This is a genomic window from Paenibacillus sp. T2-29, assembly GCF_052921365.1.
The window spans coordinates 213611-236760 of the sequence record NZ_JBREVE010000006.1 but is presented as its reverse complement, the minus strand read 5'-3'; the positions used below and the strand labels follow the sequence as shown (position 1 = coordinate 236760).

The 23150-nt window shown below is 48.5% G+C and carries 22 protein-coding genes; 7 read left to right on the top strand and 15 right to left on the bottom strand.

The features are described from left to right. Positions 1-213: 213 nt before the first annotated feature. Positions 214-630, bottom strand: coding sequence for a hypothetical protein (locus ACU1JV_RS18285; RefSeq protein ID WP_025678777.1), 417 nt, complete (start codon positions 628-630; stop codon positions 214-216). Positions 631-794: 164 nt separating this feature from the next. On the opposite strand from ACU1JV_RS18285, the gene ACU1JV_RS18280 reads away from it, so the two are divergent. The 4 genes from ACU1JV_RS18280 to ACU1JV_RS18265 all read left to right on the top strand — a co-directional run bounded on the left by ACU1JV_RS18280 (position 795) and on the right by ACU1JV_RS18265 (position 5660). Continuing rightward, positions 795-2774, top strand: a complete 1980-nt coding sequence (locus ACU1JV_RS18280) for a methyl-accepting chemotaxis protein (RefSeq protein WP_330706332.1) — start codon at positions 795-797, stop codon at positions 2772-2774. A 57-nt stretch (positions 2775-2831) separates the two neighbouring features. Beyond that, a complete protein-coding gene (locus tag ACU1JV_RS18275) occupies positions 2832-3008 on the top strand; it encodes a YjfB family protein (protein WP_013372767.1) in 177 nt (58 codons plus the stop codon). A gap of 188 nt (positions 3009-3196) precedes the next feature. After that, entirely contained in the window at positions 3197-4552 is a 1356-nt protein-coding gene (locus tag ACU1JV_RS18270; protein WP_413986900.1) for a dipeptidase, read from the top strand. A gap of 220 nt (positions 4553-4772) precedes the next feature. Further along, the gene (locus tag ACU1JV_RS18265) at positions 4773-5660 is read left to right on the top strand and encodes a putative RNA methyltransferase (RefSeq protein WP_413986901.1); all 888 of its coding nucleotides are present in this window, start codon (positions 4773-4775) and stop codon (positions 5658-5660) included. A gap of 71 nt (positions 5661-5731) precedes the next feature. Here the strand turns inward: ACU1JV_RS18265 and ACU1JV_RS18260 are convergent, their stop codons facing one another. The 4 genes from ACU1JV_RS18260 to ACU1JV_RS18245 form a co-directional block, all read right to left on the bottom strand. After that, the gene (locus ACU1JV_RS18260) at positions 5732-6166 is read right to left on the bottom strand and encodes a hypothetical protein (RefSeq protein WP_413986902.1); all 435 of its coding nucleotides are present in this window, start codon (positions 6164-6166) and stop codon (positions 5732-5734) included. A gap of 80 nt (positions 6167-6246) precedes the next feature. Next, a complete protein-coding gene (locus ACU1JV_RS18255; protein ID WP_013372771.1) occupies positions 6247-6738 on the bottom strand; it encodes a hypothetical protein in 492 nt (163 codons plus the stop codon). Positions 6739-6903: 165 nt separating this feature from the next. Further along, positions 6904-7386 carry a hypothetical protein gene (locus ACU1JV_RS18250; protein WP_090738396.1) on the bottom strand — a complete coding sequence of 161 codons (483 nt, stop codon included), beginning with the start codon at positions 7384-7386 and terminating at the stop codon, positions 6904-6906. 419 nt (positions 7387-7805) lie between these two features. Beyond that, positions 7806-8033 (bottom strand): helix-turn-helix domain-containing protein, encoded by a 228-nt coding sequence (locus ACU1JV_RS18245; RefSeq protein ID WP_013372773.1) that lies wholly within the window; start codon positions 8031-8033, stop codon positions 7806-7808. 307 nt (positions 8034-8340) lie between these two features. Between ACU1JV_RS18245 and efeO the strand changes: the two genes are divergently transcribed. The 3 genes from efeO to ACU1JV_RS18230 are packed head-to-tail and all read left to right on the top strand — an operon-like array spanning position 8341 to position 12442. Next, positions 8341-9219, top strand: coding sequence for an iron uptake system protein EfeO (gene efeO, locus ACU1JV_RS18240; RefSeq protein ID WP_413986903.1), 879 nt, complete (start codon positions 8341-8343; stop codon positions 9217-9219). Positions 9220-9223: 4 nt separating this feature from the next. Then, positions 9224-10588 (top strand): iron uptake transporter deferrochelatase/peroxidase subunit, encoded by a 1365-nt coding sequence (gene efeB / locus ACU1JV_RS18235; protein ID WP_413986904.1) that lies wholly within the window; start codon positions 9224-9226, stop codon positions 10586-10588. A gap of 24 nt (positions 10589-10612) precedes the next feature. Beyond that, positions 10613-12442 (top strand): FTR1 family iron permease, encoded by a 1830-nt coding sequence (locus ACU1JV_RS18230; RefSeq protein WP_413986905.1) that lies wholly within the window; start codon positions 10613-10615, stop codon positions 12440-12442. Between the two features lie 87 nt (positions 12443-12529). Here ACU1JV_RS18230 and ACU1JV_RS18225 read toward each other — a convergent pair whose 3' ends face one another. The 10 genes from ACU1JV_RS18225 to ACU1JV_RS18180 all read right to left on the bottom strand — a co-directional run bounded on the left by ACU1JV_RS18225 (position 12530) and on the right by ACU1JV_RS18180 (position 23108). Beyond that, positions 12530-13807 carry a type III PLP-dependent enzyme gene (locus tag ACU1JV_RS18225; RefSeq protein ID WP_413986906.1) on the bottom strand — a complete coding sequence of 426 codons (1278 nt, stop codon included), beginning with the start codon at positions 13805-13807 and terminating at the stop codon, positions 12530-12532. A gap of 83 nt (positions 13808-13890) precedes the next feature. After that, the gene (locus ACU1JV_RS18220) at positions 13891-14979 is read right to left on the bottom strand and encodes a Gfo/Idh/MocA family protein (RefSeq protein ID WP_413986907.1); all 1089 of its coding nucleotides are present in this window, start codon (positions 14977-14979) and stop codon (positions 13891-13893) included. Continuing rightward, entirely contained in the window at positions 14976-16127 is a 1152-nt protein-coding gene (locus ACU1JV_RS18215; RefSeq protein WP_413986908.1) for a UDP-glucuronosyltransferase, read from the bottom strand. Before ACU1JV_RS18215 ends, ACU1JV_RS18220 begins: the two co-directional genes overlap by 4 nt. A 17-nt stretch (positions 16128-16144) precedes the next feature. Continuing rightward, entirely contained in the window at positions 16145-17677 is a 1533-nt protein-coding gene (locus tag ACU1JV_RS18210) for a hypothetical protein (RefSeq protein WP_413986909.1), read from the bottom strand. 49 nt (positions 17678-17726) lie between these two features. Further along, complete coding sequence (locus tag ACU1JV_RS18205) at positions 17727-18539, bottom strand: ABC transporter permease (protein WP_413986910.1); 813 nt, start codon at positions 18537-18539, stop codon at positions 17727-17729. Position 18540: 1 nt separating this feature from the next. After that, entirely contained in the window at positions 18541-19347 is an 807-nt protein-coding gene (locus ACU1JV_RS18200) for an ABC transporter permease (protein ID WP_013372782.1), read from the bottom strand. Beyond that, positions 19337-20329, bottom strand: a complete 993-nt coding sequence (locus ACU1JV_RS18195) for an ABC transporter ATP-binding protein (RefSeq protein WP_013372783.1) — start codon at positions 20327-20329, stop codon at positions 19337-19339. The genes ACU1JV_RS18200 and ACU1JV_RS18195 overlap by 11 nt, the downstream gene beginning before the upstream one ends. 70 nt (positions 20330-20399) lie before the next feature. Further along, complete coding sequence (locus ACU1JV_RS18190) at positions 20400-21476, bottom strand: hypothetical protein (RefSeq protein WP_330706324.1); 1077 nt, start codon at positions 21474-21476, stop codon at positions 20400-20402. Next, positions 21469-21714, bottom strand: coding sequence for an acyl carrier protein (locus ACU1JV_RS18185; protein WP_016818498.1), 246 nt, complete (start codon positions 21712-21714; stop codon positions 21469-21471). The genes ACU1JV_RS18190 and ACU1JV_RS18185 overlap by 8 nt, the downstream gene beginning before the upstream one ends. Before the next feature lie 17 nt (positions 21715-21731). Next, positions 21732-23108 carry a preATP grasp domain-containing protein gene (locus tag ACU1JV_RS18180; RefSeq protein WP_040102988.1) on the bottom strand — a complete coding sequence of 459 codons (1377 nt, stop codon included), beginning with the start codon at positions 23106-23108 and terminating at the stop codon, positions 21732-21734. Positions 23109-23150: the final 42 nt, after the last annotated feature.

Below are 23150 nucleotides of genomic sequence, written 5' to 3'. Positions count from 1 at the left end.
AACACAATCAAACTTTATAGAATACACTTCGAGAGAAATCACAACAACCAGATCATTTGTGTTCTGAGTGTTGTGGTTAAAGATCATAGCCACAGCCTGCGGCAAATATCTGCCTCAGGCTGTGGCTGGTAGGCTTGAAGCGCAGCCGCCTAATCCCAGGAAAACCATGAATAGGTAGCAAGGCTGAACCAGGGAATACTTGTCTGATATATTTTACAAAAACGGAGTTGAAGCGATGCCCGTGAATACCTCAGGGCCATTACGAACAGTGGTCGATACACCCGAAATATAAGAAGAATATACCGTTTGTATTGCCCAAGGAGCGGACAAATCCTGTGCATTAAAAGCTTGCGTTTCATTTGATCCTGTCACGCCCAGCACCCCCTCGGCGCGGTAGACTACCTCGCTCGGATCATAGTCGGCTCCACGCACGATTTCAACCGCATACGTATCACCAAGCTCACCGATCAGACCAATCGAACCACTAAAAGACACAATCGGATTCGGCACAAGAAAGGTTCGCAGCGTAATCATACCGAATCGCTCCGGTACAGGACCCAATTGAATATCGGGGCCCTCCCCTGTTTTTGATGAATTGGTGGAGCTTCTCATATCTAGAAAAAAACCCATACCTTATCCCTCCAATTGCAAGATACTCCATGCTATGCAAGCAATTTCTTAGACGTATTGGACAAATTAGCAATAAATCTATCAATTCAGCTCGAAAAAACCGATAGTAAATACATATGGTGTAAGCTTTTGAAATGAATATATAGATAGAAAGCAGGGGTTTGATGAAACAACTGAAACGACTGAAAACTTTAACACTACGCAAGAAATTGACAGCAGCATTCCTGCTGGTCATGCTTGTTCCTAGTATTATTGTGGGCTCTTTCTCTTATCAGGCAGCATATAACCAGACTGATCGCCAATTACAGGACAGTGCGACATCTAGCGTTACCGCATCTGATCGTGCAGTTACTCAAACGATTCAAGCCAAACTCGCCGATCTGGAATATTACTCTACAACGTTGACGGCTAGTGATGACAGCGCTGAGGCAGATGATGCCATTCTAAAAAGATTACAAGTGTATTTGAAAATGCATACGGAAGTTGTTGATATGTTTGTAGGAACTCCCGAAGGTAAACTTATCATTGGCAAAGCCGTAGGCTCCACAAACGATCCTCGAGAGCGTCCGTGGTATAAACAGGCCATGGAGAAACCCGGTCAAACCGTAATCAGCCCTGTCGGGCTCAATACGGCCAAGGTCCCCGTTGTGTACATTTCACGTACACTTCCCGACAACAGCGGTGTTCTCGGTCTTTCTCTGAATTTGAATAATTTAAAAGAAATCACAAAGCTAAGAATCGGACAAAATGGATATATTGTGATATTTGATAGTACCAAACGTATCGTTACCCACCCGACAGAAGTCAGTGGGAGTACCGAAATGGGAGAAAAAACGCCTGAATTGTTTGCCTCCAAGGAAGGCAGCTTCGATCACAATGATGCTGGCGTAGCTAAACATCTGATCTTCAAAACCAATGAGCTGACAGGCTGGAAAATTGCCGGAACGATGGACAAATCAGAAACCCGTGCCTCCGCCCAACCGATTCTTCTCACGACAATCGTAGTGTTGGTCATTGCAGCCATCATCATTGGTGTGCTCGCAATGTGGCTAATCAGCAGCATCCTTAAACCTATCCATAGATTGCGTAACTCTATGGACGCCATCAGCCAAGGTAATCTATCGATTAACGTGGCTACGAACAGCACAGATGAAATTGGTGAACTATCGAGATACTTCCAGCAAATGGTGGATAATCTGCGTAACATCATTAGAGAAATTCAGGCAATGACAGGCAATTTGTCAGCATCCTCGCAAGAGCTTGCCGCAGGTGCAGAACAAACGACCCGTGCCATCGAGCATGTGACCATAGCCATTCAGGATGTCGCTGCCGGCAGCGAACGTCAGGTGGACAGTGCTAAAGATAATCAGGAACGAGTTAGCGGCATGTCTGCTGACATTACAGCTATGACCGACACCATGGCAGAAATGACCACTTATTCCGCACAAGCTATTCAGGCGTCGGATGCAGGCAGTGAGCATATCGGCAATAGTGTCATCTCCATCGATGGTATTCGCACTACCGTGGAAGAGCTCGATACGATTATCAGCGCTTTGAGTGACCGGTCCGGACGAATCGGAACGATTGTCACCGTCATTACGGAAATTGCTAGCCAGACTAATCTGCTCGCACTGAACGCTTCTATTGAAGCAGCACGCGCAGGAGAGCACGGCAAAGGTTTTGCTGTCGTAGCAACAGAGGTCCGCAAGCTGGCTGAAAACTCAGCTTATTCCGCACAGCAAATTCGCGAACAGATTCAAGGGATACAGAGCGGTGTATCTGAAGCTCTAATCGCTATGGAATCTGCCAAGGAACGTGTAACTGAAGGCATCAATTCCATTGATCTATCCGGCCGCTCCTTCTCGCGCATCCGTAGAGCGGTAGCCAAATCAGCGAAGCAGCTCGATAACGTGGCCGCTTCTACCGCCGGAGTTGCTAATGGAACGAATGCAGTCGTTAGCAGCATGGAGGAAATTACACGCATCGCTGAAGAAGCAGCCTCTCATACAGAGACTGTGTCCGCAGCCGCAGAGGAACAGCTCGCCTCCATGGAAGAGATCGGTTCGTCTGCCGCAGATTTGACCCGTCTGGCAGAGCAGCTTCAAGATTTGCTGACACAATTCCAATTGGATGAAACAAAATAACCATTCCTACCGATAAATACAGAGAAAGCGAATTATCAAAATGAAGGAGGATGGAACATGGATATCGCAGCATTATCCACAGGTATGAGTCAGGCCAGCTTGGCTCAAGCCGTAAGTGTGAAGGTATTGGGTATGGCTAAGGATCAGGCTAGTGAACAAGGACAGGCTTTGGTACAGATGATGGAAAAAAGCGTACAACCACATCTTGGGGGTCAACTAGACATCCGGGCATAAGTACATCCTATTCATGATGAAAGGCGATTCTACTCAGGTCTGTACAGACCCGGGCAGAATCGTTTTTTTATCTCCCTATTTTTCGTTCAGCATAAAACGTAGTAAACTAGACATATCGTCCACGACCTCGGTTCGGAGGATAGCGCAATATAAACACAATTTACATTTAAAAGGAGGATACATAGTTTATGAGTTATACTGAATATTTTGAAAAAGTCAGAGAACAACAACTGGGCGAACTACAGGAATGGCTATCCATTCCGAGTATCTCCGCATTATCGGAGCACAAAAAAGACATTAACCAAGCAGCCGAATGGCTAGCAGCCAAACTGACTGCTGCGGGCTTGGAAAACGTTGAAATTATTCCGACCAAAGGCCACCCGCTGGTGTACGCCGACCATTTGCATGCACCTGGCAAGCCAACCATCCTCGTGTATGGACACTATGATGTACAACCTGTAGACCCGCTTCACCTGTGGGAAACGCCACCATTTGAGCCATCTATTCGCGATGGAAAATTGTATGCGCGCGGAGCGACAGACGATAAGGGGCAAGTTTTCTTGCACATTAAGGCAGTTGAGGCCATTTTGAAGCAGGAAGGCAAATTGCCGCTGAACATCAAATTCTGCATTGAAGGCGAGGAGGAAGTGTCCAGTCCGAACCTGCTTGAGTTTTTGCACACAGGTGCTGAACGTCTGGCAGCCGATGCTGTACTGGTGTCTGACACCTCTCTGATCGAAAAAGGGAAGCCTGCGATTTGCACTGGTTTGCGTGGACTGTGCTCACTGGAAGTCGCCATTCACACGGCGAACACGGATCTGCATTCCGGCTCCTTCGGTGGCGGTGTGCCGAATGCCCTGCATGCTCTGGTGTCTCTGCTGGCAACCCTGCATGACGATAAAGGCCGCGTTAGCGTCGAAGGATTCTACGACGATGTTGCTCCATTATCGGCAGACATGAAAGAAGAATTCGTGAAGCAAGGCTTCAATGAGAGCAAACTGCAACAAGATCTTGCACTTGATTCCCTCTATGGCGAAGAAGGATTCAGCTTCGTCGAGCGTGTTGGGGCTCGGCCTACACTAGAGCTGAACGGCGTATATGGCGGCTTCCAGGGTGAAGGTACAAAAACCGTCATTCCGAAGGAAGCTCATGCTAAGATCACCTGTCGCCTGGTAGCTAACCAGAATCCACAAGATATTCTGAACAAAATCGAGCGCCATTTACGCGCCCACGTTCAGGCAGGAGCTACCCTGGATATTCAACAAGGTGAGAAAGCGAACGCCTTTAACATCGACCCGTCACATGCGTTTTTACAAGCAGCAGCGGATGCCTTTGAGAAGGTATACGGTGTACGTGCCCTATTTACCAAGGATGGAGGCTCCATTCCGATCGTGGAAACCTTCTCCCGTGTACTGAGTGCTCCAGTTGTATTGATGGGCTTCGGCTTGCCGGATGAAAACCTGCATGCACCAAACGAGCATTTTAATTTGGAGAATTTCGATAAGGGTATGCTGACGATTGTGGAGTTTTTGAAATCTGTGTAAGCATATGACAACTTCTAATAGCTAAGTTACAATAGAGAGGGCGAAAGCCCTTTCTATTTTTTTAGAGGAGCGCTGCACAATATGATTATTCAGTTCATTCGTTTACGGTAATGTGAGGTACAGTTCATGAAAACTCAACCATTTTTTTCGAGGATGGGTTGGGTTTATTTGGCTGTGCCTTTTTTCATTCACCCAATACGAATGAACGAGGTGCTTTTCTATGTCCAAATGGAATAAACACGAGATGAAGGCCAGCCTGATCGGGAAGCATCAACATCTTTTTAGTTGTCCTGTATGCTCTCAACCCATGTGTATGGTGGAAGGCAAAAGCCTCCTATGTACGAATCAGCATTGCTATGATCTTTCAAAACACGGGTATTTACATTTATCCGCCCGATCCCATAAAACCAAGTATGATAAACAACTATTTAACTCCAGAAGAATGATGTGCAATAACGGATTTTTCGATCCTTTAAATGAAGCCATAAGCTGCACGATGATGAAGTTGATGAAGCCCCTGTTCAATCAAAAGTCACATCTGTACTTGCTGGATGCAGGTTGCGGGGAAGGTTCTCATTTGAGCCACATTCAAGATAAGCTTACCTGGAAGGGAATCACCGAGCTTACAAGCGTAGGTATGGACCTGTCAAAAGAAGGTATTGTGGCCGCAGCCAAAGCATATCCTCATGCCCTCTGGTGTGTTGCCGATCTGGCTCATTGCCCATTTGCAAATCAACAATTTGACGGTATACTCAATATTCTGTCCCCTTCTAATTATGCTGAATTTAAAAGGATTCTTTCGGAGGATGGCTGCATCCTAAAGGTCATTCCCGAACAATATTACCTTCAGGAATTGAGATGCTTGTATGAAAAGAAAAAGCCAGCTTATTCAAATGACAATATAGTAAGCCGATTTAAAGATCAATTTAATCTTCTATCCGCCGAACGAGTAACCTATCGCTTTATGCTAAATGCCGACCTCGTGGAGCCTTTGCTCCATATGACTCCCTTATCGTGGAGAGCTACGAAAGCAGACTGGCAGCGAATGCAGGCAATAGATTTACCGTATGTAACAGTAGATTTGCTCATCTTATGCGGTAAAAAATAACATACTAAAAAGCATTCACGGCATGTGATTATATATGCTTCGTGAATGCTTTTTTTCGTTAATGCTGTCGCTTAAGAAAAACGAGTGTAGCGCAACAGGTGAACCAGCCGATTCAGCCGTTCTATCTCCCGATCCAACTCATGCAGCGGCTGTCCGGCCAAAGCAGCGTTCGCTCTCTGATCACGTAGCGGGTTTATTTTCCGACCCATGAGTTTCAGCACCGTGGCCTTTCCCATGTTATTGACTACCACATATTGCGTTAGCGGATCAAACTCAAGCCACAATACATGATGCTCTTGAAAAAATGACAGTAATTGCCTTTTTAACTTCTCCAGCTCAAGAGGCTCACCTACAATATGTGGATGATGATGAAAAGCCACATAGCCCATCACGCGCAGGTCACTTATGATTTGTTCCAAATGAAGCGTTTCGTTTATGTACACATGGTTCGTGCTCACGCGATTTCTTACACCATTCGTATGATGTTCCCGGATGATATTCACCACCTGACTATCGTTTATATTATGACTTATCTTTCCCCTTGTTCACTATAGCGCAATCGGCTTTGAACAAAAAAACAACCGGCTTATACGCCAGTTGTTTCCCGTTCCACAAAATACTTATTGGTCATATAATGAGCCTTGCCTCTGGAAGTATCAACCATTCCCTTTTTGTTGTCGAGAAAAACAATCTCCCGGCATTTGGTACAGTACCACTTGGTCCGCTTAAAGGGGGATTCTGTTACATACGATGTACCACATTTGCAATCTACTTTAATTAAGGTTTCTGTTGATTTGTAAGCTTGAGACAGCTCTCTTAAGCCAGTATCCGGCTGTTGAATCGGGATAATGACCTCCTGATAGCTTGAATACTGATTGTGCACTTTAAAGTCAGCCACCAGTTCCGCATGCAGTCCAAAGTACTCTTTGCCAATCTCGGTTACAAATTTCTTGCCGATTCTGTAACACTCAAGCCATTCCTGTATCTGTTGATTAGACAAAGGCACCGTGCCCTTGATACCACTATTTAATGTGTAAGTCATGATGTATAAAGTATCATCTTGTCTATGTCCGTACATGAGAAGCCTCCTTATAATACACTTGATAATGTACTACAAAGCGTACAAAACATCAATTTTATTATTTGGCAAAAGATATAGTAGAATTTCCAGGTATGGATTTAATATATCGTGAAATGCACCAAAGACACGTGCGAGTCTGTTAGAAAAGCAACTGACAATCCGTCAGTTGCTTTGTCTTTCTACATAGTATTTGTTGGTCATGTACCAGGCCTTGCCTGTATTCGTATCCACCATGCCCTTTTTACGATCCAGGAACACAATATTGTTGCATTCCTTGCATGACCACTTGGTTCTCTTATGAGGTGATTCTTCTAAATAGGAAGCACCACATTTACATTCTACCTGAATTAATGTTTTATACTGACTATACGCTTCTACCAGTGGGTCCAGATCTACAGCTTTGTGTTCCATTACAGGCTGTATCATGGATATGTGCTCTCTCTGCTCCGAGTATTCATTATGTACCTTGAAATCTGCTACCAACTCAGGGTTTAAACCAAAATATTGTTTGCCCACAACCGTTACAAATTTGCTGCCAATTCGATATGCTTTAATCCATTCCTGCACCTGTTTACTGGTCAGGTCGACAGTCCCCTTTATACCGCTGTTCAGCGTATAAGTCATCAAGTGTTGGTTGGGTGTCATGTGTCTTATTGTTCACCTCCGATCAAGAATATACCACAGGTAGGCTCTAGGCAAAAACCTGATTCATCTACCATCCTGTCGCCATGCTGAGTACTGCTTTTGTAGGGATTTATATTCTTAGACTATCACTAGATGCATTTCTATCTAAACATAACTTTGTGGTACAGCTTTCCACCTCAATTATTCATATAATTTATTGGCAAACACATGGTATTTTCTTCCTTATCTATATAGTACACCACTTACACACAAATTCCCATATATTTCAGCGGTTTAATCGTTTTTTTCGTTATATATTCACCTTTGCTAGTTTAGATATATTGTGTCAGCTAACTTATCACAAAACAAAAGCCTTCCCGACCATCCTTCATTGTTGAAGGATCATTGAGAAGACTTTGTACCCCGCAAGGAACGAGAGGTCAGATTTTTAATTCGCCAAGCCTGATTAATTCTACGACCGCCTGTGAACGACCTTTTACGTTCAGTTTCTGCATTACGTTGGAAATATGGTTACGCACCGTCTTCTCACTAATAAATAGTTGTCCGGCGATGTCACGCGTCGTTTTGTCCTGCACGAGCAGTTCAAATACTTCACGTTCACGGTGAGTTAACAAAAACTTGTTTTTCTGGTCGTTACCCTTCGTCAATTTCACCCCTCCTTGCTCGGGTTTTGTGTGGTGTAACAAGGTTAAGGGATACAGTCAACACATTTTATGTCATGTGCTCAGGTATGGTTCAATGTGCGGATAAAAATGGGCATAGGCACCTTACTTGCAGCTTTAATGATGAGTTGAACTATGTGTCTAAAATATGTATTGACAGGCATATAGGGCAGCCTTATGATAAGAAAAAATGCGACTGATAATCATTATCAAAAAATGATAATTCGATATAGAGATCGCGCTATAGACTATGGTTCAGGGCCAGTTTGGCCAGAAAGGGTGTTCATTAATTATGAAACTACGTTATGCCGTGCCGGCCGGAGTGCTGGTCTCTTCTATTCTGTTTGCAGGTTGCGGACAAGCCGGAACTGCGGATCAGCAACCCGCTGCAACATCCAAAGATACAGGAGCAACAACACAGACCACGACTCCTGCGGCGACTGCTCCCAATTTTGATCAAGCGGTTGCGGCTTATCGTACCTATGCAACTGAGCAGTGCGATACGTTTGTGAAAAAGACAGAAGAATTCACGAACGCAGTCAAAGCTGGCGAGCTGGACAAAGCCAAGGCTTTGTATGCTCCAGCACGTATGTACTATGAACGAATTGAACCGATTGCGGAAGCACTAGGCGATCTGGATCCGAATATTGACGCTCGTGACGGTGATGTGGAGGCAGCGGATTGGCGCGGCTTTCACCGTATTGAGAAAACATTATGGGAAGAAAACACCACCAAAGGGTTGGACGAGTTTTCCGACCGACTGCTGAGTGATGCCAAGCTGCTGCGTGCCAAAGTAGAAACAGTTAATATTGACGCCAGCCTGATGGTAACGGGTGCAGTCGAATTGCTGAATGAAGTATCTACCTCGAAGGTGACGGGTGAAGAGGAACGGTATTCCCATACGGATTTGTACGACTTTGCTGCCAATGTAGAGGGCGCTCAAAAGATATATGACATTTTGAAAACAGATCTGAACCAAAAAGATGCCACGTTGGAAAAACAAATCGGTGAGCGCTTTACAGCCTTACAGCAGGAGTTGGCTCCTTTTAAGGACGGAGAAGGCTATGTATCATATACCAAACTGAAACCGGAAGAAATTAAAAAGCTGAGCCAAAACCTCGATGCCTTGGCAGAACCATTGTCCCAAATGGGGAAATTGTTAGGAGTGTAATGATATGAAAGGCTTTAAGCGGCAAAAAGGGCAAGAAAAGCCGCAATATGCGGAATCCCGTAATGAAGAGTCTGATCTGACAGAAAAGGATATTCAGTCCGCGGATGATGAGCGATCAGGAAAAAGTAAATCCGTATCACGTCGTGATCTATTGAAGCTGGCCGGGGTAGGTGGATTAGGTCTACTGCTTGGCGGCGGTGGCGTGGGCGCTGTGCTGTCAGCCAGTCAACGCCTCGAAAGCATGATGACGGAGGCAGATACCAAGGATGTGGTTCCTTTTTACGGCAAACATCAGGCGGGCATTGTAACTCCAGCACAAGATTTTATCTGTTTTGCTGCTTTCGATCTGACGACTCGCGACAAGGAACAGGTGCGAAATCTCTTCAAGGCCTGGACGGAAGCAAGCGCTACAATGACTTCTGGTGTGCTGCTTGGCACTGATAATGAAAATCTCAACCTCCCTCCTTCCGATACGGGCGAGGCAGCAGGATTGTCTCCGTCCCGGACGACGATCACCTTTGGCGTGGGTCCATCCTTTTTTGATGGACGGTACGGCCTGGCAAGTCTCAAGCCTGCCGGGTTCCGTGAGCTGCCTCGTTTTCAAGGAGACGCCTTGGATGAACAATGGTGCGGCGGTGATATCGGAGTGCAGGTATGTGCCAATGACTTGCAGGTAGCTTTCCATGCCCTGCGTAATTTGGCGCGTATCGCTAGAGGGACGGCGGTACTTCGTTGGACACAGGAAGGCTTCCAGCGGACGGCACAAGCTGATCCTGCGGGAAGCACCCCGCGCAATTTGCTTGGCTTCAAGGACGGCACGGGAAACCCGGACACGTCCAAGGCAGACGAAATGAACCGGTTGGTGTGGACACAGACCAATGACGGACCGGCATGGATGGGCAACGGTAGCTATATGGCTGTACGCCGTATTCGTATGCGGGTAGAGGTATGGGATCGTTCAACATTAGGTGACCAGGAGGATACCTTTGGACGCCATCGCCGCAGCGGTGCCCCACTGGGCAAAAGCAAAGAGTTTGACAAGCTGGATCTGGCGGCTACAAGTCCGGAAGGCAAGCCGCTTACGCCCCCTACCTCTCATGTGGCATTGGCTCATGGGAACGGGAGTATTAATATTTTGCGGAGGTCTTATTCCTATTCAAGCGGATTAGACAAGCAAACAGGACAGCTCGATGCCGGACTGCTGTTCATCAGCTACCAGCGTGATCTGTTCAAGCAGTTCGTCCACATTCAGGAGAAGCTTGTACGCAATGACAAGCTGAACGAATATATTGTTCACAAAGGCAGTGCGGTGTTCGCCTGCTTCCCAGGTGTATCGCAAGGTGGATACATCGGGGATACGTTATTTTAGCAGCAGGCAAGGAAGGGGATTTATATGAATCGGCGCAATAAAAGCTTGGGGTGGATGTTTGTACTGGTAGCAGCTCTGCTGCTGACAGTAACTCCCTTCATATCCGGCTCCGGGTCGGCCGCTTTCGCACAGTCAAATGCTAAAGCTGTCTCTAATGATCAGCTAATGCCTGTGGTCGGCGGAGCACTGGTGGAGGCGGGACAAGACCAATGGACGGAAGCCTCCAAGGACCTAAAGGAATTCCGTGGTTTGTGGGAAGCCGCCAAAGCAAATGGCGGGGATTCAGCCCATATCGCGGCCGTAGATCAAGCTCTGACCGATGCGGAAAAGGCTCTTTCCCATGGCGACGGGGATTCAGCGAAAGCTGCGTTATCCGTGCTGGCGCGCTCGGTCAATGAGTTCGTGACTGCTGCCGAAGGAGATAAACCGGCTCCAGCCGGAGCCAAAGCAGCGGAAAAGCTGCTTCCTATGGCGAGGGGCAGTCTGACTGCCATGCAAAAAGGCGATTGGGCTGCTGCGCGGGTGGATTACGAACGAATCGTTAAAGCCTGGTATCAGGTGGAGACACCGATTCGTCTGGATCATTTTTCAGTATACAGTTCGCTTGAAACGAAAATCAGCCTCATTCGCATCTCTATGCAAGCAGAGCCCATACGTCAAGCACAGGCTCTCAAGGAAATGCAGGAGTTAACGACACTGCTGTCTGATTATAGTCAGGGCAAACTTAAGAACACAGATCAAGGAGCAGATGCAGGCAAAGCCGCTGCCGGAGCGGCGAATGGTTCAACAGCTTCCCTCGGCGATGCAGTCACCCTGCTCGAATCCGCACGCCAAGATGTTGTAGCTAGTCAGCCAGAGCAGGCCGCAGACAAGGTAGGGCAGTTTATCGCTCTATGGCCTTCCGTCGAAGGACATGTACAAATTTCCGATCCGGCGTCTTACACTGCAATTGAAAATCAAACGACAGAGACTTCCGGATATCTGCTGTCTTCTCCACCGAATACGGATAAAGCCCTGCAGACTCTTGATCAGATGCTGGACAGGCTCCGTCCGTTGACCGAGGAACGTTCTTATACTGCATGGGATGCCGCACTGATTTTGCTGCGTGAGGGCCTGGAGGCCATTCTCGTGCTCGCAGCTCTGCTGGCGTATGCCAAAAAAAGCGGCGAAGCCGTGGCTGGACGCTGGATATGGGCAGGAGCTGGTACAGGACTGGTGCTAAGCGGAATACTGGCGGTGCTGTTCACCTCGCTGGTGGCAGCTGCTGCATCGGGCAGCATGCGTGAGCTGCTGGAAGGTGTCACCGGGCTGGTGGCTGTTGTGCTTATGCTAACTGTCGGTAACTGGCTGCATAGCAAATCCAATGCTGCTGCGTGGAACCGCTTTGTGGAAAACAGCGTAGGCAATGCACTGGCACGGGGTAGCCTATGGTCGCTCTTTGCGGTTTCTGCGCTCGCGATTCTACGTGAAGGGGCCGAGACAGCTATCTTTTATATCGGTATGGCTCCAGCCATCGAAACCTCGCAATTGCTGATCGGCATTGGCTCGGCAACGGTTATACTGGTCGTTCTTGCATTTGCAATCATCAAGTTCAGTGTACGGTTACCAATTCGCGCCTTTTTCCTGACCGCCACTGTACTGATTTACTATCTCGTATTTCGTTTTCTGGGTGAAAGTATTCATTCGCTTCAGGTGGCTGGCAAGCTTCCGGGACACACCGCGTCCTCGCTTCCATCCATTAGCTGGTTGGGAATGTATCCAACCTGGGAAACATTTATCCCACAAGCCCTTGTGCTGATCTTTATGGTATGGCAGCTTGTTCGTCAGGAAATACGCAGTTCCAAATCACGTTAAATCGATACTACAATACTGAAAATGAAAAAACGCCAAATCACAGGTCCGTTTGATACCGGATCCCATGATTTTGGCGTTTTTTCATACTTACATCACATCCTCAGGCAACGCAATCATACGTTGATGATGCAGAAGGTCCGTGCGATCACCGTGTTCACGAATGATATGCACTTTCCCGCGAAAATCGAGCAGTTCCGCCGGAGTAGCATGTCCCAAAAAATATAATGGGCTGTAGCTCAATCCATAGGCTCCTGCATTCGGAAAAGCAATATAATCGCCCTCTTGAATCGGGGGCAGCTCCGCTTTTTTCACTATACAATCCTCGGGTGTACACAGCGGACCAACAATGCTTACCGTCTCCAGCTCCGTAGAAACCTCTGCTGATTGTCTGCGCATAATTTGCACAGGGTAATTGTCCCTTAAACGGCGTCCCCGAAAGGTAGCTGCGACGTAGTGGTTCATGCCGCCATCAGCTACGACAAACTTCTCTCCCTTGGATTCCTTGGTATACAACGCCCGGCAGACATACATGCCTGATTGAGCGACCAGATACCTGCCGCTTTCGATGATCAGCCTAACCCCCGGCATGCGGGATCGGGTCTGCTCCGCGAGTGCATTAAGTCCATCAATGACGTGATCCATATCAAGCGGCTGCTCATGGGCAAAATAAGGTACACCAAACCCGCCGCCCAAATTGATCGTATGCATCGCCACACTATACTGAGCCTGCACCCGTTCTGCCAACTGCAAGGTATTCGCAAATGAAGCTAAAATCTGATCCGCTTTCAGCATTTGCGTACCTGTATATACTTGAATGCCTTGAAAATATACGTGCGGGCAATCTTCCAGCACCTTAAAAAAGTGATCCAGTTGCCCTTCATCGACTCCAAAAGGGCGCGGAACACCGCCCATTTTAATCGTTGCGCCCGACAGGTCATTATCGGGATTGATTCGAACCGCAGCCCTGACAAACACGCCCGTTTGGGCGGCAATGTCCTCCAGTAGACGCAGCTCTCTCACCGATTCTACATGAATGCAGCCGATCCCACAGGTTATCGCCTCACGCAGCTCAGCTATTGTTTTCCCCGGTCCAGCGTACAGTACGTCCTCCGCAGCATACCCGGCCTCCATGGCGACGAACATTTCTCCAGCCGAAGCAATCTCGACACCGCAACCTAACGAGCGCAGCAACCCAGCCAAGGCCACGTTACCATTAGCCTTGAGCGCGTAATGTACACGCACGGCCGGGTGTAGCCGGGCCAGCAATGAGCTGACGTGAGCATGCAGCGCGTCTCCATCATAATAATAAAAGGGTGTCGGATGCTCGCCGAATCGCTCCAGTAAAACTTCGTCCTTCTGATCCATCTGCTGAATCCCCTCCTCTCTTTGCTTGAATATTCCGTATTTTGCATTATTCGAATCTCACCGATTGAAAACCGCGACCATACTTATACTGCATAGATCGCCTCGCCTGAGCGCGCTGCTTTATGAATAGCTGCCAGCAGTCTGACGCGTTCAGCAGCCTCATGAAATGGAATTGGCTCCGTTTCACCCCGGATGATGCTGCAGAAGGCATCCAACTGATTGACATAATAGTTCATAGGCTCAAAAACTGTTTTAGTAGGCAAAGATGACTGTGATAACGCGGACCGTGCTTCCACATCCGATATATTCACCGCGATATCCTTCTTTATTTCCGTCTTGAGTGTCATTTTATAGAAACCCAAATTCGCTCGAAAGCAATCCTTTAATGTGACTACTGCCGAATCAAAGGTCAGTACATGAGCACAGCGATAAGGACGCTCAAATGAGAAGAGGGCAGATGCCTCTAGTCCGCTCGGGTAACGGGCTTGCGCGTGAAATGTCCAGTCACAACCATGAGGGCCAGCGAAATCCGATTGACTGTGGAATTCCGCCTGCTCCAATCCAACAACGGCCTGAAGAAACTGGAGCCAGTACACACCCAAATCCCAAAAGCATCCCCCACCCTGCTCCGGACGGGATCGGTAATTGTCCGCATGCCCTTCTTTTGCCGGAATGCATAGACTCATTTCTATGGAGCATAAGCGACCATAACGACCTGATTCTATGATTCTTCGCAGTTCACGCTGCCAAGGGTGATGCTGCACCATGACTCCCTCCAGCAGATAAGCGTTGCTCTGTTCGACGATAGCCGCCAAGGGAGCCAGATCAGCTGTATTCAGGCATAACGGTTTTTCCACCAGCACGTGCTTGTGAGCTTGTAAGGCTCTGCCGATCCACTCAGCATGTAAATCGTTGCTGAGCGCAATATATACAGCGTCGATGTCCGGGTCTTTAAGCATATCCTCAGCATGACCATAAACGACATTGACTTCATAACGCTCTGCCATTTCTTGGGCCTTGGCAACCGTACGATTCGCAAGCGCGGTCACGCGTGCTCCTGCAACATGTCGGATCGGTTCCAGCAACGCACGAGGGGCAATGGCAGAACAACCAATGATCCCGAAGCGAATATCTTGCATCGCAGGTTCTTGCGCAGCCGCGGCAGCGTTCATGATCCCTGCTCCATTCCTGATGGCACTTGAATGCTCTTCACATAGGATTCTATATAACGTGGCGTCCGACTGCGCAGCTCTACGATTCTCCGATGCATTTCCTCCAGGATTTGGGCACTGCCGCCATAGGTTTCTATCCATGTCTCGTAGCGCATGCCTAACCCCAGACGTTCCCATAGATCCGCATTATGCTTCTCATGCACACCAAACGGCTCCAGCATAATCAGCGGAGTAGCTGTAGCAAACGAATCGGTCAGGCTGCCGCCACCGGGCTTGCTGACAATGGCCTGGGCATGACATGCTCGGTCCAGCATGCAATGGTAATCCGGTCCGACCTGATACACCGTTTCATCACCTATTTTCACCTCTCCGAAAGGTGGAAATGTATGCTCCCCGGCTTCATCTCGCTGCCATGTTCTCCACTGCGGGTCCATCCGAAAATAGCGTATACTGTCCCGCTCTTCATCTGGTTGATCCTGATCATACAACAACAGATCCAGTTCCCAACCCGCTTCTTCTAACCGTCCAACCTTCTCACGGTAGGTGCCCATCCCCCAACCGCCGCCATGTACGAATAAACGGGCTTGCCGTGCTTCAAAAGGGATATGCTCCACTGCCGGGATATCAATATAGTGGCTGACTCTATTTTTATCATTTTCAAACAGGGTCGTTTCTCCACAGCCATCAGCAAAATGCGGGTTATGCTTGGCTAGATTTTTCCAGGAAGGAGAAGGTGTCGAATCCATATACACAATGTCCACATGCACCGACTCCGACTCTCTGCGCTTGCGATACTCCTCCAGTACATACATCCAATGACCGGATAAGCATATAAAATACCGCCGATCCTCTTCTATCCATTGGTTCAGCAGTACTTCCATCGCTGCGGGGTCCAGTGAATTACGCATATCCTGCGGAACCTTCTGCGACATTAAGGCCACTGCAAAATTGTCATGGTAAGCTTTCCGGCTTTTGTCGACCTTGAGTCGGGCCGATTCCGGCAGTACATTTTCAAATACATGGATCGCCGTATCCATGCCCAGCCTGCGAAGACCCGCTTGCAGCAGCAAGCCAGGGGTATAAAAGCCCAATCCGAAACCGGAACACAAAATCGTTACCTTCATAAGCTTCTCCGTACTCTTACGCATGCTTATACGCCTCCCGTTTAATTCAGCACTGTAAAATGTCGCTCTGCCAAAAAACGCTCCAGCTTTGTAGTCAATCGCATTTTTTCCTCATCATTCGCAGCAACCAGTTCCAAATAAAGCCGTCCTTTGCCTCGTGCCCGTTCATTTCCATCAGCTTCTTTTGTACCACTCAAGTCAGGCTGACCCATGCCGTTCCCTTCTGATCCGCCATCGCCGGCTCCAATCCCACTTATACGAACCTGCTTGGCAGATGATCTGCCTCCGCGCCCGGTTGCATTTCTGCTTGGCACAGGGGTATGGCCTACAATCCTGTTCTCACCGTCACGTCCACCTGTGTTTACATATAACGTATTGGCTCCCAAAGGCATGACACCTTCTTCACATTCACCTGTAAACAGCAATCCCTCGCCTTCTAGCCCTAACAGCAGTTCTTCATAAGATAGACTGCCATCATGGGAAAGCGAATAATTCGTCAACGTGCCACGCATATTTTTCCCGGCCAGATAGGTATCGAGCTGATGCTTAATCAAACTCATCGACTTTCTGGCATTAATTTCGATAATGGGCTCCAGCTTTCCACCACGAAGTGTCATGGAGTCTATGCATACATCGCCGTAATATCCATCCCGATACAATTGCTGTCCCACATCCTGCATTAAGCTAAAATAGCCGTCACGCTCCAGACGCTCTATAAAAGCCCTGTCCGGCGATAGGGATTCCCGATAGGCGAATTGAGTATTAGCCAGCCATTGCACAGATACGATGTCGACACGCCCATCATCGCCAATCGTAAATTGGCATGAAAAATCCTGCTCTTTCTCCAGAAAAGGCTCCAGCAAGAACAGTACCCGTTTGCCTTTGCGCTCCTGTCCACGCAAATACGATACGACCCGGTCCAGCATTTGTGTCGAAGTAATGTGCAGATTGCCTTTGCCCGATACGCCAAAATCATCCTTGATTAAAAAGCTTCCATCCCGCAGCAGTTTACGCCCTGCTTCAGCGACATCCGCAAACGAAGTCACAATATGACCAGGGTTGCGCAGACCAAGACTGCGTTTCAGCTCAGAGGAATAGGTTTTGGCATTTACCTTGCGAATCGTTTCCAGCGGCGGCTGATGCAATGTAATTCCCCAAGCACGTGCAGCCTCCTCCACATGCGGCAACCCCGCAAACGGGCTAAGCACGCAGCCTTCCAGTTGAGGAAAACCTACCCCGGCATCCGTCTTGCGACTGCTCAGCAGCTCAAAAACAGAAGCGGCCGCCACATTGCCCGCCTGTTCCATTCCGTCAGTCAAATCCCGTTCGTTTACAGCCGGATGAAAGCCCAACTGCGCGATATACTGACGATGTACGGGCGAAATGGCGTAACGTGTCAATAGAGCGTCTCCCGGTTGGCAAAAGCTAAATAGCAATTCATCCATAGCTGCTACAATGGCAGAAGAAGCCCGGTCAGGCAGGGCGGGCAGAGAAGCCAGCTCGGCATCTCGCCAATAAGCCTCCGCTTCGAACGTTCCCATATATAAATGACGCTGGTTCGGTATCGCATTCATATGACTCGCTTCCTTTCCTGCTTCATTATGAATCTACTACACGGTAGTGCTACTGGCTCGCACTCGTATAATCACGTAGTGCAAACTGCCATATCAGGCGGATAATCGCCAGCAGCCAGAGAGGTGCAAGAAATGCCCAGAGCATCAAACCGGGTTGCATTTTGCCGAGAATGAACATTGGCGGAAAATTACAGATGACAAACACCGGAAGCACAAACAAGCCAATACGCTGAATCAGGTTACTGTACACAGCCATCGGTACATAGTTTGTCTCGAAAATGCTGTTGGATAGCTCTGTAACACCGTTCGTGCGGATAATCCAAAAGGCCAGCAATTGGGGCAGCAAAAACACAGAGTATGCCGTGAGCACTCCGCATCCGAGCAGCACAGCGAAACCTCCTACGGTTTCCACATCAAATGGCAGTCCAAGACGATACCAGCCAATGCCTGTCATGATTCCACCGCCCACGACATTCGGTACAGTATAACCCAGCTCAAATTGACGCAGTGTCACCATAAATTGCAGCGATACCGGCTTCGTCATAAGCACGTCCAGTGAGCCAGTCCGGATTTTTTCAGGCAGGCTTGTAAAATTACTGTAAAATAATCCACTGTAAAATCCGCTCATCATCGTAAACACGCCGATATATAACAACATAGCGTCAGGAGACCAGCCGTTAATGTCTGTCCCAGCGCGGTATGGAAGCGATGCGTACAGCAGCTTGATAAACAAATAAGCTGTTTCAACCAGACATGCACTTATAAAGTTAGTGCGATATTCCATTTGCGACATGACGGAAAACTGGACAAATTTCCAGTACAGTCTGATGTAGCGCCTAATGTTTTGGAAAACATTTTTCATGTTAACCCCCCACTGAGACAAAGCGTTTGACCCCGGCTTGCCACACCCAGCGTGATACGGCCGCCAGCACTACAATCCAGAGCCATTGCACGCCAATGCCTTTAGCGGCTTCCAGCACAGTCAGCTTGCCCGTCAACGCATTCACCGGAAAAAATACAGTGTAGCTGAAAGGTAGCAGACTGAACAGACGGGCCAAAGCATCTCCAAAAATCGTCAGCGGAAACACGGTACCACTAGCTACATAAATAACAAGCGACAACGTATAAAAAAGTCCCGCCGATTCCGTCACCCAAAAGGCTATGCCGCTGAGCGCGTAATAGACCACAAAATTAAGCACAAGTGCTCCCGGCAACGCCAATATGTAAAGCAGGATGTACGATAGCTCGAAGCTGATTTGTCCTTCCAGGCTAAGACATAACAGCAAAATAGCAGCCGCCAGCAGCACAACTGCGGACTGTATGACTTTGCCTCCAATAAACCGGCAAAAACGGTAAGCAAAATAATGCACAGGCTGTACCATGAATTTTGCCAGTCCACCTTCCTTGATATCTGTAGCAATTTCATATTCAAAGCCCGTCGCAATCAGTTTTCCAGTTACTCCTGCCATGACCACATACACCAGCATTTCCGGCAGAGAATAGTCCACCACTCTTGCTTGTCCCGAAGAACCAAATACAGCTAGCCAGAGAAAAATTTGCGTCATGATGGGCAGCATAAATCCCGCCATTTGGAGCCAATAATTAGCCCGATACTCCATTTCGTTTTGCATGCCAAGCTGGAGTACTTTCACATATTTGTTATTTCGCATCAGCCAGCCTGCCCCCATCGTACAAATTGGCTATCCCCTCTTCCAGCGGGACGTCCTCAATCGTAAAATCAACGACAGGCAGTGCGTCCAAAATCTTTTTGGACCAAGCCAACGTATCTTCTGCATCCAGCTCAAATACCGCCTCCAGCTCCGAGTTGGAGCGAAGTTTGCCGAGGCTCGCCAATGTTAGGTTGGATACGGGGTTCTCCAGTCGAACCTTAAGTAATTTACGGGCACCGATGACCTCATTTACCTTGTGCAAGTCTCCGTCATACACCAGTCTGCCCCCACTGATAATGATGGACCTAGTGCATAGATCCTCAATGTCCTTCATGTAGTGGCTTGTCAGCAAAATGGTCGTCCGGTGGGTGCGGTTATAGGCTTTGAAAAACTCTCGAATTCGCCGCTGAGAAACAAGGTCCAGTCCGATGGTCGGCTCATCCAGTAAAATGACCCGTGGACGATGCAGCAGCGCGGCGATCAGTTCCATTTTCATACGCTCGCCGAGCGATAGCCGCCGAACCTGCACATGAAGCTGCTCCTCCACCCCAAGCAAAGTGACCAGTTCATCCAGCGCTTCTTTATAACGATTATCATCGATTTCGTAGATAAGCTTGTTCAGCTCGAACGACTCGCTTGCGGGCAAATCCCACCAAAGCTGGTTTTTCTGTCCCATCACGATGGAAAACTGACGTTTAAACTCTTTTTGTCGCTTCCAGGGAGTAAAGCCGAGTACCGATGCCTCCCCTTCCGTGGGATGGAGAATGCCGGACAGCATTTTGAGCGTTGTTGTTTTGCCCGCCCCGTTGGGACCAAGAAATCCGACAATTTCTCCTTCCTCAATGCTAAAGCTAACGTTTTGCACAGCCTTCTTGGTCAGCTGTTCACGCTTAAACAAATTTTGTAGTGATTTGCGCACGCCCGGCTCCTTTTTGTAGTACGTAAACGTTTTCGACAATTGGTTTAATGTAATGGACGGCAATGAATTCCCCTCCTCTTTCCTCTATGCGTGATACCTGGATGAACGCGCCTGATATTACCGAGTGCTTTGGCTACTCAGCTGCTTGCTCTGTCAAAATCATCAGTTCTTCCAGCATATGACGCTGTCTTTCAATCAAATGCAGAGCCCGTTCTGTAATCTCAGGCATCCGATGCTTGCGCAATTGAAGTCCTGTTTTGTAAATATGCAGATTAAGCTTGTGCCAATCCGCGTACAACGCCTGTGCCAATTCAATGATATGCTGTGCTTGCGGCCCCAGCGTAGCTTGATGCAGCAGGCAATAATCAGCTGTATAATCCGCCAAATGAAGAGCGCTGCCCAAGCGCAGATTGTAATAAATTTCATGGCAGAACGTCCGAAACTCCTGATCCTCCATGTCTTCTAACAGATGGAAGTCACCGACAAATGCCCGGTAACCCGCATCTCCCCGCTTGACATGCTGGTCTGTTGTAACTTTTTCACCCGTCACATACTGACGAATATGGTAAGCACACGCAGCATGCATCTCCCTTGGCGAAAGCGGGACAGGCTGCTCCACCAGCCATGCATACTCAATAATGCCCTGCATGAGGTCGTCGAGCCGGGCTGAGCCCACATAAGTCATCGCATGTCCCGAGGAATCGAGCAGGAAGCTATCATTCACCTGTGCCATCCGTTCTTGCAAGTCCAGTCCGTACAACTCAATCACATGACCCCTTGGGTAATTTTTCACATATACATCGTGATAGGTTAAAGCGGTGCTCGATGTGTGCAGCATCGTACCATAACCAGATGTGAGCACCCGCAACAGATCGGTTTCATTGCTGACTCCTTCGACCCACGGTTCTACTCGAATAACCGGTCCGCCACTGGCGGCCATTTCTTGAAGCTGCTCCGGATATTTCTCCGGTCCGAAGCGCTTCAAATCTCCACCATACTCCGCGCACATACTCCCACACAGCATGAACAGCTCGGCTTCGGCCATGTTCACCCCATACCTCTGCAATGAAGTACGCAGGGAAGAATATACACAATGCTTCCCTGGGAGAGCATTTGCGATTTCTTCTGCACTATGATCAACCATGGAATTATGACGTGCCCCCATATCGGACTGCAGCATAGGTCTTGTCTGTTCAGCGCCCTTATGCATATTTGCCCAGCAGACGCTCAATGCCTTGCAGTGTAGATAGATGCTCCAGCACCAAATCGTCGTCCTCCATCGTAATATCAAGCTCATTTTCCAATTCTACAATTAATTCAACAGCGGATAAGGAATTCAGGCCCAAGGTTCGCAGGTCCTGATCCGGAGTCAACTGTTCCAACTCGCCGGGAGCCAGCTTCAAAACCTTTTCCAGCAAAGGTACTACATGGTATACGTCTGTTTTCATTCTCAATTCCCTCCTATTTATGAGCATCCTAATCCAGCAATGATACCTTCCAATTTGTGCGCATAAGCATCCGCTTCCTGCCAACTGTCTGCCAAAATAAGTGTGAAAATCCGGTTCACATAGCCCCGCTTTACAGGAATGCCAGACAAGGTACCCGCCGTATAAACAAATACCCCTTCAGGCCGTTCGGGTGTATAGAGCAAGCCTTCCTCCGCCAGCAACCCGCACAAACGGCTGTAGGTGAGAGGTGTAGCGGTCACGTTGCGGTAATAACGGGACAAGGTCTTATGCCGTTCTCCCAAGACAGAGGACAGGAACGAGATGTAAGTAGACAAGGTAAATCTGCCATTAATCTCGATCACCGGAATCAGCAAACCATCTTCGTCAACAAAACCGTCAATGGAAGCCATTCCCGTATACCCGATGGAATAGAGATACGTTCCCAACTGATAAGCACATCGTCTCACTTCTTCCTCCAGCGTCTCGCCAATATCAGCGGGAACCTGGGAGCCGATATAGACTGTACCGTCTACGTTTTGCCTTTTTAGCGAAAACATCGTCACACCGCCGCCCTCGTCAATGCAGAGCTGGTAGTTCAGATCCATTTGCTTATTGTGCCAGCGCTCCACCAGCCAGCCGCCAGAAGACGATGACGAACCGCCAAAGCGTCTCATCACACTCAGCAGCGTGTCCAGCTTGGACAGCTCGTCCAGCATATACATACCTTGTCCCGAGGCCCCGTGTGGCTGCTTGATAATCAGCTTCACAGGCTCGTCCGATAAGCCAGCCAGTCTCTCACATTCTCTGCGAATTGCCGCTTCGTCTGCACATACAGCGCCCTCGCTGACAGCAAAACCAAGCTTTTGTGCGGTCAGACGGCTAAATATTTTATCATTCACCTGGGCGCATACCGCAGATGGAGCACCGATCAACTCCAGCCCACAACGCTCCGCAATCGCTTCCTCCTGCGGTGTGACCGCATAGGGTACGAGCCACGCTTTGGCTCCGCCGCTGCTATGGCCTGCATCCGCAACCGCACGTAGTCGTGCCAAAAGTGCGTCATCCGCCAGTACTAACTCTGAAATCGGCGTTAGCGGATCAGAAGGCTCTGGCACCTCAATACGCGGCAGGCTGAAACCTAACCGCTGAAGCATGTCCAGAAATGCCTCATCCGGCTGTTCACGGAGTACAATGACATCCTGACTTCGGCATAGCAGGAGATTCATTTCCTCCATCCGGTTTACGACCTGCTGTTCATCCCGGTCTACCATGCCCCCCTTCCGGGGGGATGGATGCCACACTTGCTCTGCGCCGATATTAAACAGCCAAATCAGGACCCCATGATCCCGTTCATGAGCAAGTGCTTCCACAAGGTTAATCGTTTTAGTCGTCACGTCTTGTCATCATCCCTCTCTCTTCCATCTAGTAGCAAACAA